The 12,696-nt window shown below is 66.5% G+C and carries 13 protein-coding genes and 1 pseudogene; 6 read left to right on the top strand and 8 right to left on the bottom strand.

Translation table 11 applies throughout. The features are described from left to right. Positions 1-167 precede the first annotated feature (167 nt). The gene (locus AC5Y5W_RS16880; protein ID WP_500011692.1) at positions 168-1,133 is read right to left on the bottom strand and encodes a diacylglycerol/lipid kinase family protein; all 966 of its coding nucleotides are present in this window, start codon (positions 1,131-1,133) and stop codon (positions 168-170) included. Positions 1,134-1,219: 86 nt separating this feature from the next. Here AC5Y5W_RS16880 and AC5Y5W_RS16875 point away from each other — a divergent pair. Beyond that, a pseudogene (locus AC5Y5W_RS16875) lies at positions 1,220-1,649 on the top strand (hypothetical protein). Here the strand turns inward: AC5Y5W_RS16875 and AC5Y5W_RS16870 are convergent. Genes AC5Y5W_RS16870 through AC5Y5W_RS16860 form a run of 3 tightly spaced genes read right to left on the bottom strand, consistent with a single transcriptional unit; the run spans position 1,601 to position 3,773 of the window. Then, on the bottom strand, positions 1,601-2,083 hold the full coding sequence (locus AC5Y5W_RS16870) for a GNAT family N-acetyltransferase (protein ID WP_500011690.1): 483 nt from the start codon (positions 2,081-2,083) through the stop codon (positions 1,601-1,603). The pseudogene AC5Y5W_RS16875 and the gene AC5Y5W_RS16870 overlap by 49 nt on opposite strands. Next, entirely contained in the window at positions 2,080-3,177 is a 1,098-nt protein-coding gene (locus tag AC5Y5W_RS16865) for an isochorismate synthase (protein ID WP_500022398.1), read from the bottom strand. The genes AC5Y5W_RS16870 and AC5Y5W_RS16865 overlap by 4 nt, the downstream gene beginning before the upstream one ends. Beyond that, the gene (locus AC5Y5W_RS16860; RefSeq protein ID WP_500011686.1) at positions 3,174-3,773 is read right to left on the bottom strand and encodes an acid phosphatase; all 600 of its coding nucleotides are present in this window, start codon (positions 3,771-3,773) and stop codon (positions 3,174-3,176) included. Before AC5Y5W_RS16860 ends, AC5Y5W_RS16865 begins: the two co-directional genes overlap by 4 nt. Before the next feature lie 126 nt (positions 3,774-3,899). On the opposite strand from AC5Y5W_RS16860, the gene AC5Y5W_RS16855 reads away from it, so the two are divergent. Beyond that, entirely contained in the window at positions 3,900-4,694 is a 795-nt protein-coding gene (locus tag AC5Y5W_RS16855; protein ID WP_500011684.1) for a ParA family protein, read from the top strand. Between the two features lie 2 nt (positions 4,695-4,696). Here AC5Y5W_RS16855 and AC5Y5W_RS16850 read toward each other — a convergent pair whose 3' ends face one another. Together AC5Y5W_RS16850 and AC5Y5W_RS16845 are read right to left on the bottom strand one after the other, a co-directional pair. Continuing rightward, positions 4,697-5,914, bottom strand: coding sequence for an Rv3212 family protein (locus tag AC5Y5W_RS16850; RefSeq protein ID WP_500011682.1), 1,218 nt, complete (start codon positions 5,912-5,914; stop codon positions 4,697-4,699). Positions 5,915-5,935: 21 nt separating this feature from the next. Then, on the bottom strand, positions 5,936-7,426 hold the full coding sequence (locus AC5Y5W_RS16845) for a DEAD/DEAH box helicase (protein ID WP_500011744.1): 1,491 nt from the start codon (positions 7,424-7,426) through the stop codon (positions 5,936-5,938). Between the two features lie 316 nt (positions 7,427-7,742). Here AC5Y5W_RS16845 and AC5Y5W_RS16840 point away from each other — a divergent pair, with 316 nt between their 5' ends. Further along, positions 7,743-8,438: a ferritin-like fold-containing protein gene (locus AC5Y5W_RS16840; RefSeq protein WP_500011680.1), complete on the top strand. Its 696-nt coding sequence runs from the start codon at positions 7,743-7,745 to the stop codon at positions 8,436-8,438. 15 nt (positions 8,439-8,453) lie between these two features. Here the strand turns inward: AC5Y5W_RS16840 and AC5Y5W_RS16835 are convergent, their stop codons facing one another. Further along, positions 8,454-9,104 (bottom strand): MmpS family transport accessory protein, encoded by a 651-nt coding sequence (locus tag AC5Y5W_RS16835; protein WP_500011678.1) that lies wholly within the window; start codon positions 9,102-9,104, stop codon positions 8,454-8,456. Positions 9,105-9,295: 191 nt separating this feature from the next. Between AC5Y5W_RS16835 and AC5Y5W_RS16830 the strand changes: the two genes are divergently transcribed. Continuing rightward, positions 9,296-9,544: a DUF3107 domain-containing protein gene (locus tag AC5Y5W_RS16830; protein ID WP_499884738.1), complete on the top strand. Its 249-nt coding sequence runs from the start codon at positions 9,296-9,298 to the stop codon at positions 9,542-9,544. Here AC5Y5W_RS16830 and fasR read toward each other — a convergent pair. Next, positions 9,531-10,187: an HTH-type transcriptional activator FasR gene (gene fasR, locus AC5Y5W_RS16825; RefSeq protein WP_500011676.1), complete on the bottom strand. Its 657-nt coding sequence runs from the start codon at positions 10,185-10,187 to the stop codon at positions 9,531-9,533. The genes AC5Y5W_RS16830 and fasR overlap by 14 nt on opposite strands. A gap of 180 nt (positions 10,188-10,367) precedes the next feature. On the opposite strand from fasR, the gene AC5Y5W_RS16820 reads away from it, so the two are divergent. Both AC5Y5W_RS16820 and moeZ read left to right on the top strand, forming a co-directional pair. Continuing rightward, the gene (locus tag AC5Y5W_RS16820; protein ID WP_500011674.1) at positions 10,368-11,420 is read left to right on the top strand and encodes a DUF3152 domain-containing protein; all 1,053 of its coding nucleotides are present in this window, start codon (positions 10,368-10,370) and stop codon (positions 11,418-11,420) included. Between the two features lie 90 nt (positions 11,421-11,510). Then, a complete protein-coding gene (moeZ, locus tag AC5Y5W_RS16815) occupies positions 11,511-12,689 on the top strand; it encodes an adenylyltransferase/sulfurtransferase MoeZ (RefSeq protein WP_500011672.1) in 1,179 nt (392 codons plus the stop codon). Positions 12,690-12,696: the final 7 nt, after the last annotated feature.

Below are 12,696 nucleotides of genomic sequence, written 5' to 3'. Positions count from 1 at the left end.
TGCACGCGATCATTCGATCGTTTCACAGGCTCAACGGATGTCAATAGCGCGCGCGGACAGGTGGGCAATCTCACTTTGAGGGTCTGGTTCTAAAACCCTTAATCGTTTGTACTACGATCCGGGCGCAGTTGCGTCCTCGATTAGCCCGAATTGGCGGTTACCGCAGTTCAGGCATGGTTTTTTGCCAGCGGAGCGACAACGGACAGGGCGTCGGGAACGGCTCGAAAGGTCATCTGCTCGCGCTCGCCGAGATAGTCACCGTCAAATTGGCTGGCAATCGGTGGCCCGTCGCAGGTGACCCGCACGCAGGCTGCATCGTCGTCCCGGACCAGCTGCTTGGCCTGCATTTTCGGCTGCTTGGCAAGCATCTGCCGGACAACCTTCAACGTCGGGATCACCTTCAGGCTGGTGACCCCGAAAACACCCAGGCCGGATTCGAAGCTGCAGTCGGGGTTTGTCCACACCGGCCGGTCGTCGGCGAAGGTCCACGGGCTGGAGTTGGACACGAAGACGAAGTGCACCCCGGAAACCGGGTCGCGACCGGGCAGGTGCACCGTCAACCGCGGTTCGCGACGCGTGCTGGCCAGCACCGCCGGCACCGCCGTGCGGATATAGCGCGACGGCGTCACTTTGCGGCCCCTTTCGCGTTGCGCTTCGACCGCGGCCACTACCTCGGCGTCGACGCCCATCCCGGCGTTGAGCACCGCCCAGCGCTCGCCACAATCGATCACCCCGATCCGGCGCCAGTTCGGCTGGTGCCCGTATTGGTCGAGCAGCCCGATCAGCTGGTTGGTGGCGTCGACCGGGTCGGGATAGATGCCCAACGAACGGGCCAGCACATTCGCCGAGCCACCGGGCACGATCGCCACCGCCGGGACGTGGCCGGTCGGCAACTGGCCCGGCGCTCCGAGCAGGCCGTTGACAATGTTGCTGACGGTGCCGTCGCCGCCGTGCACGACGAGCAAATCGACACCGTCATCGGCGGCCGCCTGTGCGATTTCACCGCCGTGGCCGCGGTGGGTGGTGTGTTCGACGGTCAGTTGAAGACGGCTCTGCAGCGCGTGCGTCAACAGGTCGCGCCCTGCGGAAGTGGTGGAGGTCGCGGTCGGGTTGACGATCAGCACGGCGCGCATGACGCCAAAGCCTACGGGACCGGCGGTGATGCCGAGCCGCGCAGCGGAGCGGTCCATTGGGTTCAGTCGGTGGCTACGCTGACGCCATGACTGTCCCGGCTCCGACCAGCCTGCGTGCCGCGGGCCTGATCGTTGCTGTGCAAGGTAGCGCCGGTTTGGTAGTGGCCGCAGTGCTGCTGTTACGGGGACTCGGTGGCGCCGATCAGCACGCGGTCAACGGTTTTGGGACCGCAGTGTGGTTCATCCTCATCGGCGGCGGGCTGCTGGCGGCTGGATGCGCTTTGCTGGCCGGGAAGCGATGGGGACGCGGACCCGCGGTGTTCGCCCAACTGCTGTTACTGCCGGTCGCGTGGTATCTCGCGGCGGGATCTCATCGGCTGCCAGCCGGGATTCTGCTGGGCCTTATGGCGGTGACCGTGCTGGCGTTGCTGTTCAGTTCCCCTGTGTTGCGCTGGCTCTCCGACTGGTCAGTGTGATTCGGCCAGCTCGGCCAGCTCTGAGCCGGACAGCCGATAGGTTGTCCACTGCCGCTGCGGCTGACCGCCGACGGCGTCATAGAGCGTGATCGCATCGGAATTCCAGTTCAGCACCGCCCACGACAGTCGCGTGTAGCCGTTGTCGATGCATTCGCGCGCCAGCGTCGACAGCAGCGCGCGGGCCAGCCCGCGGCGGCGAAATTGCGGGCGCACGTAGAGATCCTCCAGATGGATACCCGCAACACCGTCCCACGTGGAGAAGGTGAGGAACCACAGCGCCGCCGCTGCAATTTCACCGTGCACATCGGCGACGTGTCCCCGCAGCGTCACCGGCTCGTCGAAAAGCGCAGTGCTGATGTGCCGTTCGGTGACGGTGCAGTCGTCGGACGCGCGCTCGAAGTCGGCCAGCTCATGGATCATCGCGGTGATCATTGCGACGTCTGACCGTGTCGCTCGTCGGATATGCGCTGTCACGGCTGAACTCCCAGCGCGCTCAGAAACGTGACGAATTTCATTGTGGTTTCCTCTACTTCGTCGTCCGGATCGCTTTCGGCGACGATGCCGCCCCCGGAGTGAGCGAGCGCGGTGCGGCGGTCGGCTGACAGCTGCGCACCGCGGATGGACACTACCCACCGGCCGTCGCCGCGGACGTCGCACCAGCCCACCGCGCCGGCGTAGAACCCGCGGTCGCCCTCCAGCTGGCTGATGAGCTGCGCCGCGGTGCTTGTGGGAGAGCCGCCGACCGCCGGCGTGGGATGCAGTGCCAGCGCCAAATCCATTGCGGTAACCGAAGGTCGGCGCAGCCGTCCGCTGATCGGGGTGCTCAGATGCCACAGCGCTGCGGTGTGACTCAGCTGCGGTGTGGACGCAATCGTCAATTCACTGCACAGCGGCTCGAGGGCCTCAACCATCGCGTCGATGACCAATTGGTGCTCGTGGCGGTTCTTGGCCGATTCGGCCAGCCCGGCACCGGTTGCGGCATCGACGTCGGGGTCGACGGCACGCGGTGCCGAGCCGGCGAAGGGCTGACACGTCACTCGGTCACCGTCGCGGGCAACCAGCAGTTCTGGGCTGGCGCCGACCAGCGTCATCCCCTCATACTGGTCGCCCGCCGCCGTGAGGTCGACGAGATAGCCGTAAGCGCCAGGGTCTTTGGCGGTCAGTCGGCGCAGAACCACTCGAGCATCCAGCGGCGTCTCGGCAACCAACCGCAATGCGCGCGCCAGCACGACTTTCTGCAGAGCGCTGCCCGGCGCGGCCAGCTGATCGCATGCCCGCCGTACCCGGGTGCGGTGTTCCGCGGGTGGGGGGACCATCTCGGCGATGTGTACCGGCGGCAGCGGGCCGGACGGCCACTCGGACAAGGTCTGCTCGTGCCGCACGGCGTGCGGCGACATCAGCGCAGCCGGCTTATTCACGTCAAAGGGCAACGCGCCCAGAATGATTGACGCCGCACCTGAACGCAGCGCGGCTTGTGCGCTGGCCACGTCGCGATAGCGGCCTCGAACGCCGTCGCCAAGCAGGACCCCGCCCGGACCGCTCAATACGAACGGCGGCCCGGATGTCATCGGCCGGTCGTGCGTGGTTGCACGAGCCCGCCGAGCTGACGGATTCGGTGTTCGAAGCCGCAGACCGCGATCGAACCGGCGGCCATGCCGACGCGGCTCCCCTCGAACAGCGGCAGTTCGAGCCACCGAGCGATCACCGCACGGGAGAAATGGCCGTGGCCCACAAACAGCACATCGCGAGTCGCCAGGTGTTCGAGCGCCAACTCGACAGCCCGATCTGCGCGGTCGCTGACCTGGTCGACGGTCTCGCCGTCCGGGCAGCCGTGCGTCCAAACCAGCCAGTCCGGTTGGGACTGCTGAATTTGCGCGGTCGTCAGGCCCTCGTAGGAGCCGTAATCCCATTCGGCGATCAGCGGCGCTGTCTGGTGGATGGCCAAGCCGGCCAGCTCGGCGGTCGCCACGGCACGTCGCCGTGGGCTGGCGATCACCATCGGATCCTCCACGTGCAGCTCACCGAGCGCTTGCCCGGCGGCAACGGCTTGGGCCCGACCATCATCGGTGAGGTCGAGATCGGTGCGGCTGGTATGCCGGCCCGATTTGGACCATTCGGTCTCACCGTGGCGGAGTAGCACCAACCGATGGTTCTCGACGCCCATGGCGACCGATTGTGCCTGACACACATCGCGATCGCCGCGCGGGCAGCAGGGGATAGATGCCAGGATGGCATGGACGGCCCCATCGGGCGACGACGCAGGGGAAGCGATCAGGAGGAGCAGCGCTTAATGACCCGGGTATTGGCGATAGCCAACCAGAAGGGCGGGGTGGCCAAGACGACCACGGTGGCCTCGCTGGGAGCCGCGATGGCGGACAGTGGACAACGAGTGCTATTGGTCGATCTCGATCCGCAGGGCTGTCTGACCTTTTCGCTTGGCCAAGATCCCGACAAGCTGCCGGTTTCCGTGCATGAGGTGCTGCTCGGCGAGGTGGAACCCAGTGCCGCGCTGGTCGCCACCGCCGAGGGCATGACGCTGCTACCGGCCAACATCGATTTGGCCGGTGCGGAGGCGATGCTGCTGATGCGGGCCGGCCGCGAGTACGCGCTCAAACGTGCGTTGGACAAGCTCAGCGACCAGTTCGACGTGGTGGTCATCGACTGCCCGCCCTCATTGGGGGTGCTCACCCTCAACGGGTTGACGGCCGCCGACGAGGTCATGGTGCCGCTGCAGTGCGAGACGTTGGCTCATCGTGGCGTCGGCCAGTTCCTGCGCACGGTCGCCGACGTGCAGCAGATCACCAACCCCCAACTGCGGTTATTGGGCGCGCTGCCGACGCTGTATGACCCGCGCACCACCCATACCCGCGATGTGCTGCTCGACGTCGCCGACCGCTACGACCTGCCGGTGCTTGCGCCGCCCATCCCGCGCACGATTCGTTTCGCCGAGGCCAGCGCGTCGGGGTCGTCGGTGATGGTTGCACGTAAGAACAAGGGCGCGGCCGCCTATCGCGACCTGGCGCAAGCGCTGCTCAAGCACTGGAAGTCGGGCAAGCCGCTGCCAAGCTTCAGCCTGGAGATGTAGCGCTAGCCACCCAGCGCGACGACCGTGTCGCCGCGCTGCTCGACGATCTGCGAACCCAGCACAACGGGGATCACCGGCGACGGGACCGGCGCCCGGTTCACCGGCAGGATGTGATCGTCGGCGCCGGTGGCCGGGTCGTAGACACCGAGCCCACTGGTAACCGGGACCAGCAGCCGGCCAGCCATAATCGTCGCCGGCCCGAGCGGCACGGCCGGCCCCGCCGCCGCGACCGTGTAGCGGTAGCTCAACGTGGCCGCGTCGAACACCAGCACCGCATCGCCGGTCCACCAGGTGACCAGGTTGCCGGGCTTTGAGACCGCGCTCGCCGGCCACGGCTGCTTGGGCAGCAGCGTGCTGGAAACGGTGGTGCCGGTTTCGTCGACCACGTCGACTCTGGGCTGCGGGGAGGGCAGATACAGCAGGGTGCTGGTCTCCGACACCGCCAGTACCCGCGCACCGGAACCGGCTCCGATGCCCGGCTGGGGAACATACCGTTGCTCGGGTTCGTCTTCTTCCTTGCTCGGGCGCAGCAGCGTGAGCCGCAGATCGGCCTGGTTCGGGCATGCCTCCAGCACCGACGCCGCCGACGAACTGGCCGCCGCCGAGGTCAACGTGCAGCCGGTGTGCAGCCCTTGCGACGACGGTTTGATGCGAGCATCGATCTCGCCGTAGGACAGCATCCGGACCATGTCCGAGCGCCAAAGCTCAAGACGGGTATCGCCCACCGACAACACCGTCGTCCCGTCCGAGGACACCTCGACCTGCTTGTCGGCGTAGCTGCTGCGGGCGGGGCCACGCTGGCCGGTCGATCCGTCGATGGTGCTGACCTGGCCGCAACCCCGGCCATCGCGATAAACCGCGACCGCGTAGCGGTAGACCCAGGACACCGCGCACAAATCGGCGCCGCGGGCATAGGTCCAGCGCACCTCACCGCTGGCCGGATCGTGTCCGGCGACAGAGCGGGCGTCGCCGGTGACAACCGTGCCGCCGACCACTACCGGCGCGGTGGTTGCCGCGCTGTCGGCAGTCCAGAGCTGCCTCAGCGTTGCGGGCACCTCAGTGGCCGACCGGGGAGTGGGCGCCGGCACCGCCGCGGGGTTGCTGCTGGTTGCCCGGGCGTCGCTGGTCCACCAGATCAGCGCCGCGACGACCGCGACCACCGCCGCGATCACCGCTGCAGCCACCATGTCGGCCCTGGTGCGACGTTCGGGTTTGACCATGGCGCGGCCAGTGGCGCGGACTCAGTTGGTGTTCGCGGCGACCTCCGCCGCTTTGCGGGGCCGCCTGCGGCGACGGCGGCGTCCGTTGTGCGCGCTTTCGCCAGACGACGTGCCGGACGGGGCTTCGGCCGGGGCCTCGCCATTGCCGGCACCGGCGTCCGGATGCCTGGTCGCCGGCTTGCCGCCGCGAGTGCGCCGGCGTGAGCGGGTGCTCTTGCGCGGTCGTTGACCGTCGCCTTCGCTCGACGGGGCGCGTTTGACCTGCGACTTCCGCGGCGTACCGACCGTGCCGTTGGCGTCAGTAGGGATGCCCAATTCGGTGTACAGGTGCGGTGAGCTGGAGTAGGTCTCCGCCGGATCCGGGCAGCTAAGACCGAGCGCCTTGTCGATCATCGTCCAGCGGGCCAACTCGTCCCAGTCCACCAAGGTGACTGCCACGCCGGTGCGGCCGGCCCGGCCGGTCCGGCCGATGCGGTGCACATACGTCTTTTCGTCGTCGGGGCACTGGTAATTGATGACGTGGGTGACGTCGTCAATGTCGATGCCCCGGGCGGCCACGTCGGTCGCGACCAAGACGTCGATATCCCCGGCCCGAAACGACTTGAGTGCTTTCTCGCGGGCCACTTGACCAAGATCGCCATGGACCGCGCCGACCGCGAAGCCGCGTTCGGCCAGCTCGTCGGCCACCTTCTGGGCGGTGCGCTTGGTGCGCGTGAAGATCATCGTGGCGCCGCGGTCGCGGGCTTGCAGTATCCGGCTGACCAGCTCGACCTTGTCCAGCGCGTGCGCACGGTAGACAAACTGTTCGGTGGCGTCATGCACCGCTGATGAGTGCGGCGCCTCCGCCCGGATGTGGGTCGGCTGGTTCATGAACGTGCGGGCCAACGTGATGATGGGATCGGGCATGGTTGCCGAGAACAGCATGGCTTGCCGCTCGTCGGGGATCTGCCGCAGGATGCGTTCGATGTCGGGCAGAAAGCCCAGGTCCAACATCTCGTCGGCTTCGTCGAGCACCAGCACGGCCAGGCCGCCCAGTTGCAGGTGGCCCTGCTGGGCCAGATCCAGCAACCGGCCGGGGGTGCCCACCACGACGTCGGCTCCGGCGCGCAGCGCCTCGATCTGCGGCTCGTAGGGCCGGCCGCCGTAGATGGAAACTACCGACAAGGGCCGGCCATTGTCAGCTTGTAAGTGCTTGGCCGCGGTGGCCAGGTCGCCAAACACCTGCAGGCACAGTTCGCGGGTGGGCACCACGACGAGTGCTCGGGGGATGCCGTTCAGCGGCGGCTCGCTGGTCGTGATCCGCTGCAGCAGCGGCACGCCGAACGCGAAGGTCTTGCCCATGCCGGTGCGGGCCTGGCCGATCAGGTCATCTCCGGCAAGCGCCAGGGGGAGCGTGAGCTCCTGGATGGCGAACGGACGCTCGATGCCTTGTTCGGTCAGTGCGCGCACGATTTCGTCGCGGACGCCGAGTTCGGCAAATGTGGATGGGGCTGGGGTGCGGGTTGGTGTGATCAGTGGAGTCATGCGTGCGCGCATATGCCTTTCGGTGTTGCATTTCGGTCAGTTCGTCGCGGTCCACGCGCGCACGGTCCAACTGCCGAATACGTTGCCGATTCGCGAAGCCCTGCGCTCAAACTAGGCGGGCTAACGGCGTGCACGCACATTTCACGGGCAATAGCGGTAAGGGTCTACAGCCACCACCTTTTCTGATGATACCTGGTCGGCGGTTATGCCATAAAGATCTCGGACCAGCCGGGCGACGAAGCCGGATATAGCGGGTCACCACCGGCGCATTCGTGGCAATCGCCACCGCGCATAGAGTGTTGCCATGACTTCGCCTTCGCGCGCCGATGAGTTGGACGATCCGCCCACCCCGCGGCTGCCGGCGGACCACCCCGGCGTCAACGAGTTGTTCGCGCTGTTGGCTTACGGCGAAGTTGCGGCGTTCTATCGGCTCACCGACGAGGCCCGGATGGCGCCCGATCTGCGCGGCCGTATTTCGATGGCGCGCATGGCCGCCGCCGAGATGGGGCACTACGAGCTACTGCGCGACGCGCTGGAACACCGTGGTGTCAACATAGTCCCGGCGATGTCGAAATATGCTTCGGCACTTGACGATTACCACCGGCTGACGACTCCGAGCACCTGGTTGGAAGCGCTGGTGAAAACCTACGTCGGCGATGCCCTGGCCGCCGACTTGTATCTGGAGATCGCGGGCGGCCTGCCCGGCGAGGTGGCCGACGTCGTGCGCGCGACGCTGTCAGAGACCGGCCACTCCCAGTTCGTCGTGGCCGAGGTGCGTGCCGCGGTGACGACCAGCGCCAAACAGCGCAGCCGGCTGGCGCTGTGGTCACGCCGGCTGCTCGGTGAAGCCATCACTCAGGCTCAGTACGTGTTGGCCGACCACGACGAGCTGGTCGATTTGGTGGTTTCCGGAACCGATGGCCTCACCCAGCTGACGGCGTTCTTCGACCGGCTGCAGCACACCCACGATCAACGGATGCGCGAACTGGGCCTGGCCTAACAGCCGCCGTTCGCCCTAGCGGGTGCAGGTTGCGATGATCGTGCTGGTGGTCGACGCCACGACGGTCTGACCCTCGGCGTTGGTGATCGCACAGCTGAGCCGGCCGGTGAGGCTGGTCGCCACGACCGACTTGGTCTGCACGCCCGGGGCCAGCACGACAGTCCTGGACCAGGGCAGCGACACGTTCACGTCGGTTTGGGGCGTTCCTTGGCCGTCGGTGTAAACGACAGTCACCAGGTCCAGGAACCCCTTGGTCCCGTTCACCCGGTACACGACGGTGTTCGGATCCAGCTGCGTCGGCGGTGGCGGGCCGACTTCCGGTGGTGGCGGTGCCGCCGTCGGCGCCTCGGTGGGGCTGGATTGGCGCGGCGGTGGCGTCACCGTCGTCACGGTCTCCGGCGGTAGCGACGCGGTGGGCGGCGCCGTGGGTCGCGGGGTGGCGATCACGGTGCGGGTCGGTGGCACGACCGTAGCCGTCGTCGAGGCGCTGTCGCCGCCGTTGAGGATGACGACGGTGGCGATCACGGCAAGCACGAACACGACGCCCGCGACTGCCGCGATCGGCCGCCAGCGTTCGTCGACCGGCCCGACCCAGGCGTCGTCCGGGTAGGTCGCGTAGACCTCGTCATCTGGGTAATCCTGGATGTCGCTATCCAGGTGTTGCATGGTGCTGATGGTGCAGATGTTATCGATGTGACCCGACGTGGATTGCTCCGCGGGTGGGCGTGTTGGTCACGATTTGGCGACGACGACCCGTCGCTACCCTGCCCGCGAATGCTTGGCGCCGACCGGCTTTCACGGCCGCCTCGGCGCGTCTACTAGCCTGCTGGATAACGCCTACAACGGAAGGGGCCAGCGTGGAGGTCAAGATCGGTGTCACGGACAGCCCGCGCGAGCTGGTCTTCACCAGCGCGCAGGCGCCCGGTGAAGTCGAAGAGCTGGTCACCGCCGCGCTGGGGCAGAACTCGCAGGTGCTGAGCCTGACCGACGACAAGGGCCGTCGCTTCTTGATCCAGGCTGCCAAGATCGCTTACGTCGAAATCGGGGTCGCCGACGCGCGGCGCGTGGGCTTCGGAATCGGCTCCGCGCCGGCTACGAGCGGGTAAGTGGCACGTGCGATAACCCGCCCCAGGCGAACTGCACGGTGCCATCCACCGCGTCCTCCTTGGAGATCGGACGATCGGTGTCCAGCCAGTATCTGGCGCAGTCGACGCTGATACCGACCAGGCCCACAGCGATCATTCGGGCCCGGTGCGGGTCCAACCCGGAATCGGCGCTGATGAGGTCGAACACCGCATCGATGCACGATTCGGTGGCCACCCGCACCTGCGAGGCCACCTGCGGCTCGGTGACGTTGTCGTTCTCGAAGATCAGCCGGTAGCCCTGGCCGTCGTGCTCGATGAAGTCGAAGAACGCCTGCACCGCCGAACGTAACCGTTGCCGGTTGTCGGTGGTGGTGCGCAGCGCTTGCCGCACGCCCGACACCAAATTCTCGACATGCCGATTCAACACCGCCAAATACAACTCAAGCTTGCTGGAGAAGTGTTGGTACAGAACAGGTTTACTGACACCGGCCCGCTCGGCGATCTCGTCCATGCCAGCGGCGTGATAACCGCGGTACACGAAAACATTACTGGCAGCGATGAGCAGTTGACCTCGCCGCTCGTCACGGGGCAACCGGTTACCGCGCCGCGCGGGGGCGACGGTGTCCGTCGACCGCCTTCCGGCCGCGTTGGCGAGATCGCTCATCAAGTCCTCATCTGATCGTCGGCACACGCGCCGTCGGCGTCGCCGCGCGCTGCTGATCGCAAAGACACTACTACCCGCGTGGCCGCCTGTTTGTTATTGACTATTCCAATCACCGCGCAAGCCGTCGTACCGAGCCGCCGGGCGCGCCAAGAGCCCAGCTAGCGGCGTCCTTAGCAGCGAATGTGCGATCCTGGGGCGGTGAGTTTCGACCCAGAGCCACGTGGAACCGGCCAGGTGCCGGTGCTCCGCGACGACTGGCGAGAACCGCTGCGTGCTCAGCGGGATCCGCTCGCTTGGGGCTCGGGCCGAACCCGGTCCAATCGCGACCGGCCGCGCCGTTGGCGCAAACAAACCTGGCTGGGCCGTTTCGTGTCCACCTACGGTTGGCGTGCCTATGCGCTCCCGGTCCTGGCGGCGCTCACTGCAGTGGTGCTGTACCAGACGGCCACCGGGACCAGCGCGCCGGCGCCCGCTTCGGAGGAGCCGGTCCAGGGACCGCCGACGATCGGATCGGTGGGCACCGCCATCATCGGTGCGCCGCCACGCGGGCTGACCGAATTCGACGCCAGCCTGCCCACCGGCGTACTGCCGGACGGTGGTCCGTTCACCCCGGCCGGTGACAAGACCTGGCGCGTCGTCCCAGGTGTTATGCCCCAGGTCGGACAGGGCACCGCGAAGGTGTTCCGCTACACCGTGGAGGTCGAAAACGGGATCGATCCGACCACGTTCGGCGGCGACGATGCGTTCGCGCGGATGGTCGACCAAACGTTGGCCAATCCCAAGAGCTGGACCCACAATCCGCAGATCGCCTTCATCCGGATCGACGGATCCGACGGCACAAATCCTGACTTCCGGATCTCGCTGAGCTCTCCGATGACCGTACGCGAGGGCTGCGGCTACGAGATCCCGCTGGAGGCCTCGTGCTACAACCCGTCGTTCAGTCCCGGCGGCCAGCAGCGGGTATTCATCAACGAGGCCCGGTGGGTGCGCGGAGCGGTGCCGTTCCAAGGTGATGTCGGCTCCTACCGCCAGTATGTGATCAACCACGAGGTGGGTCACGCCATCGGCTATCTGCGCCACGAGCCGTGCGACAAGCAGGGCGGGCTGGCGCCGGTGATGATGCAACAAACTTTTTCGACAGCCAACGACGACGATGCCAAATTCGACCCGGACTGGGTCAAGGCTGACGGAAAGACATGCCAGTTCAATCCGTGGCCGTACCCGATTGCCTGACTCGGCGTCGGGAAGGTTCCCCGGCTGTTTGCCGTTGATCCAGGCAACTGCTGTGATGGGTCTAGCTGACAAAAATTGAGGAGATATTCGGTGTCGACGTCGTTGCCACCGCTGGTTGAGCCGGCCGCCGGGCTGACGCGCGATGAAGTCGCGCGCTACAGCCGCCATCTGATCATTCCCGACGTCGGTGTCGACGGGCAGAAGCGGCTCAAAAGCGCGCGGGTTCTGGTGATCGGCGCGGGCGGACTCGGCGCGCCCGCGTTGCTGTATCTGGCCGCCGCCGGCGTGGGAACCATCGGCATCATCGACTTCGACGTCGTCGACGAGTCCAACCTGCAGCGCCAAATCATCCACGGCGTGTCCGACATCGGCCGCTCGAAGGCGCAGTCGGCGCGCGACTCGATCACCGAAATCAACCCGTTGGTCGAAGTGCGCTTGCACGAAGAGAGATTGGAACCGGACAACGCCGTCGGCCTGTTCGAGCAATACGACCTGATTCTCGACGGCACCGACAACTTCGCCACCCGTTATCTGGTCAACGACGCCGCCGTGCTGGCACACAAGCCGTATGTCTGGGGCTCGATCTACCGCTTCGAGGGCCAGGTCTCGGTGTTTTGGGAGGACGCGCCCGACGGACGCGGCCTCAACTACCGCGATTTGTATCCCGAACCGCCACCTCCCGGCATGGTGCCGTCGTGTGCCGAAGGCGGTGTGCTGGGCATCCTGTGCGCGTCGATTGCCTCGGTGATGGGCACCGAGGCAATCAAACTGATCACCGGCATCGGCGAATCGTTGCTGGGCCGATTGATGGTCTATGACGCCCTGGAGATGAGCTACCGCACAATCTCAATCCGCAAAGATCCCACGACCCCGAAGATCACCGAGCTGATCGACTACGACGCGTTCTGTGGCGTGGTCTCCGATGAGGCGGCCGACGCCGCGGCAGACGCCACGATCACCCCGCGCGAGTTGCGCGAGTTGCTGGACTCGGGCAAAAAGGTTGCCCTGATCGATGTGCGCGAGCCGGTGGAGTGGGACATCAACCACATCGACGGCGCGCAGTTGATCCCGCAGTCATCGATCAACTCCGGCGAAGGGCTGGCCAAGGTGCCTCAGGACCGGGTACCGGTGCTGTATTGCAAGACCGGTGTGCGGTCAGCCGAGGCGCTGGCCGCGGTGAAGAAGGCCGGATTCGCCGATGCGGTCCATCTGCAGGGCGGCATCGTTGCCTGGGCGCAGCAAATGCAGCCCGACATGGTCATGTACTAACGCGTCT

It is taken from the genome of Mycobacterium sp. NGS51 (genome assembly GCF_059812525.1).
Note: the sequence above shows the minus strand (reverse complement) of the source record. Positions and strands in the feature narration are given on the sequence as shown.

Bases quoted from the DNA above. Each gene is read 5' to 3' on its own strand.
- AC5Y5W_RS16880 (WP_500011692.1), bottom strand. From the start codon at position 1,133: ATGCGCGCCGTGCTGATCGTCAACCCGACCGCGACCTCCACCACTTCC.
- AC5Y5W_RS16865 (WP_500022398.1), bottom strand. From the start codon at position 3,177: ATGACATCCGGGCCGCCGTTCGTATTGAGCGGTCCGGGCGGGGTCCTG.
- AC5Y5W_RS16860 (WP_500011686.1), bottom strand. From the start codon at position 3,773: ATGGGCGTCGAGAACCATCGGTTGGTGCTACTCCGCCACGGTGAGACC.
- AC5Y5W_RS16855 (WP_500011684.1), top strand. From the start codon at position 3,900: ATGACCCGGGTATTGGCGATAGCCAACCAGAAGGGCGGGGTGGCCAAG.
- AC5Y5W_RS16850 (WP_500011682.1), bottom strand. From the start codon at position 5,914: ATGGTCAAACCCGAACGTCGCACCAGGGCCGACATGGTGGCTGCAGCG.
- AC5Y5W_RS16840 (WP_500011680.1), top strand. From the start codon at position 7,743: ATGACTTCGCCTTCGCGCGCCGATGAGTTGGACGATCCGCCCACCCCG.
- AC5Y5W_RS16835 (WP_500011678.1), bottom strand. From the start codon at position 9,104: ATGCAACACCTGGATAGCGACATCCAGGATTACCCAGATGACGAGGTC.
- fasR (WP_500011676.1), bottom strand. From the start codon at position 10,187: ATGAGCGATCTCGCCAACGCGGCCGGAAGGCGGTCGACGGACACCGTC.
- AC5Y5W_RS16820 (WP_500011674.1), top strand. From the start codon at position 10,368: ATGTGCGATCCTGGGGCGGTGAGTTTCGACCCAGAGCCACGTGGAACC.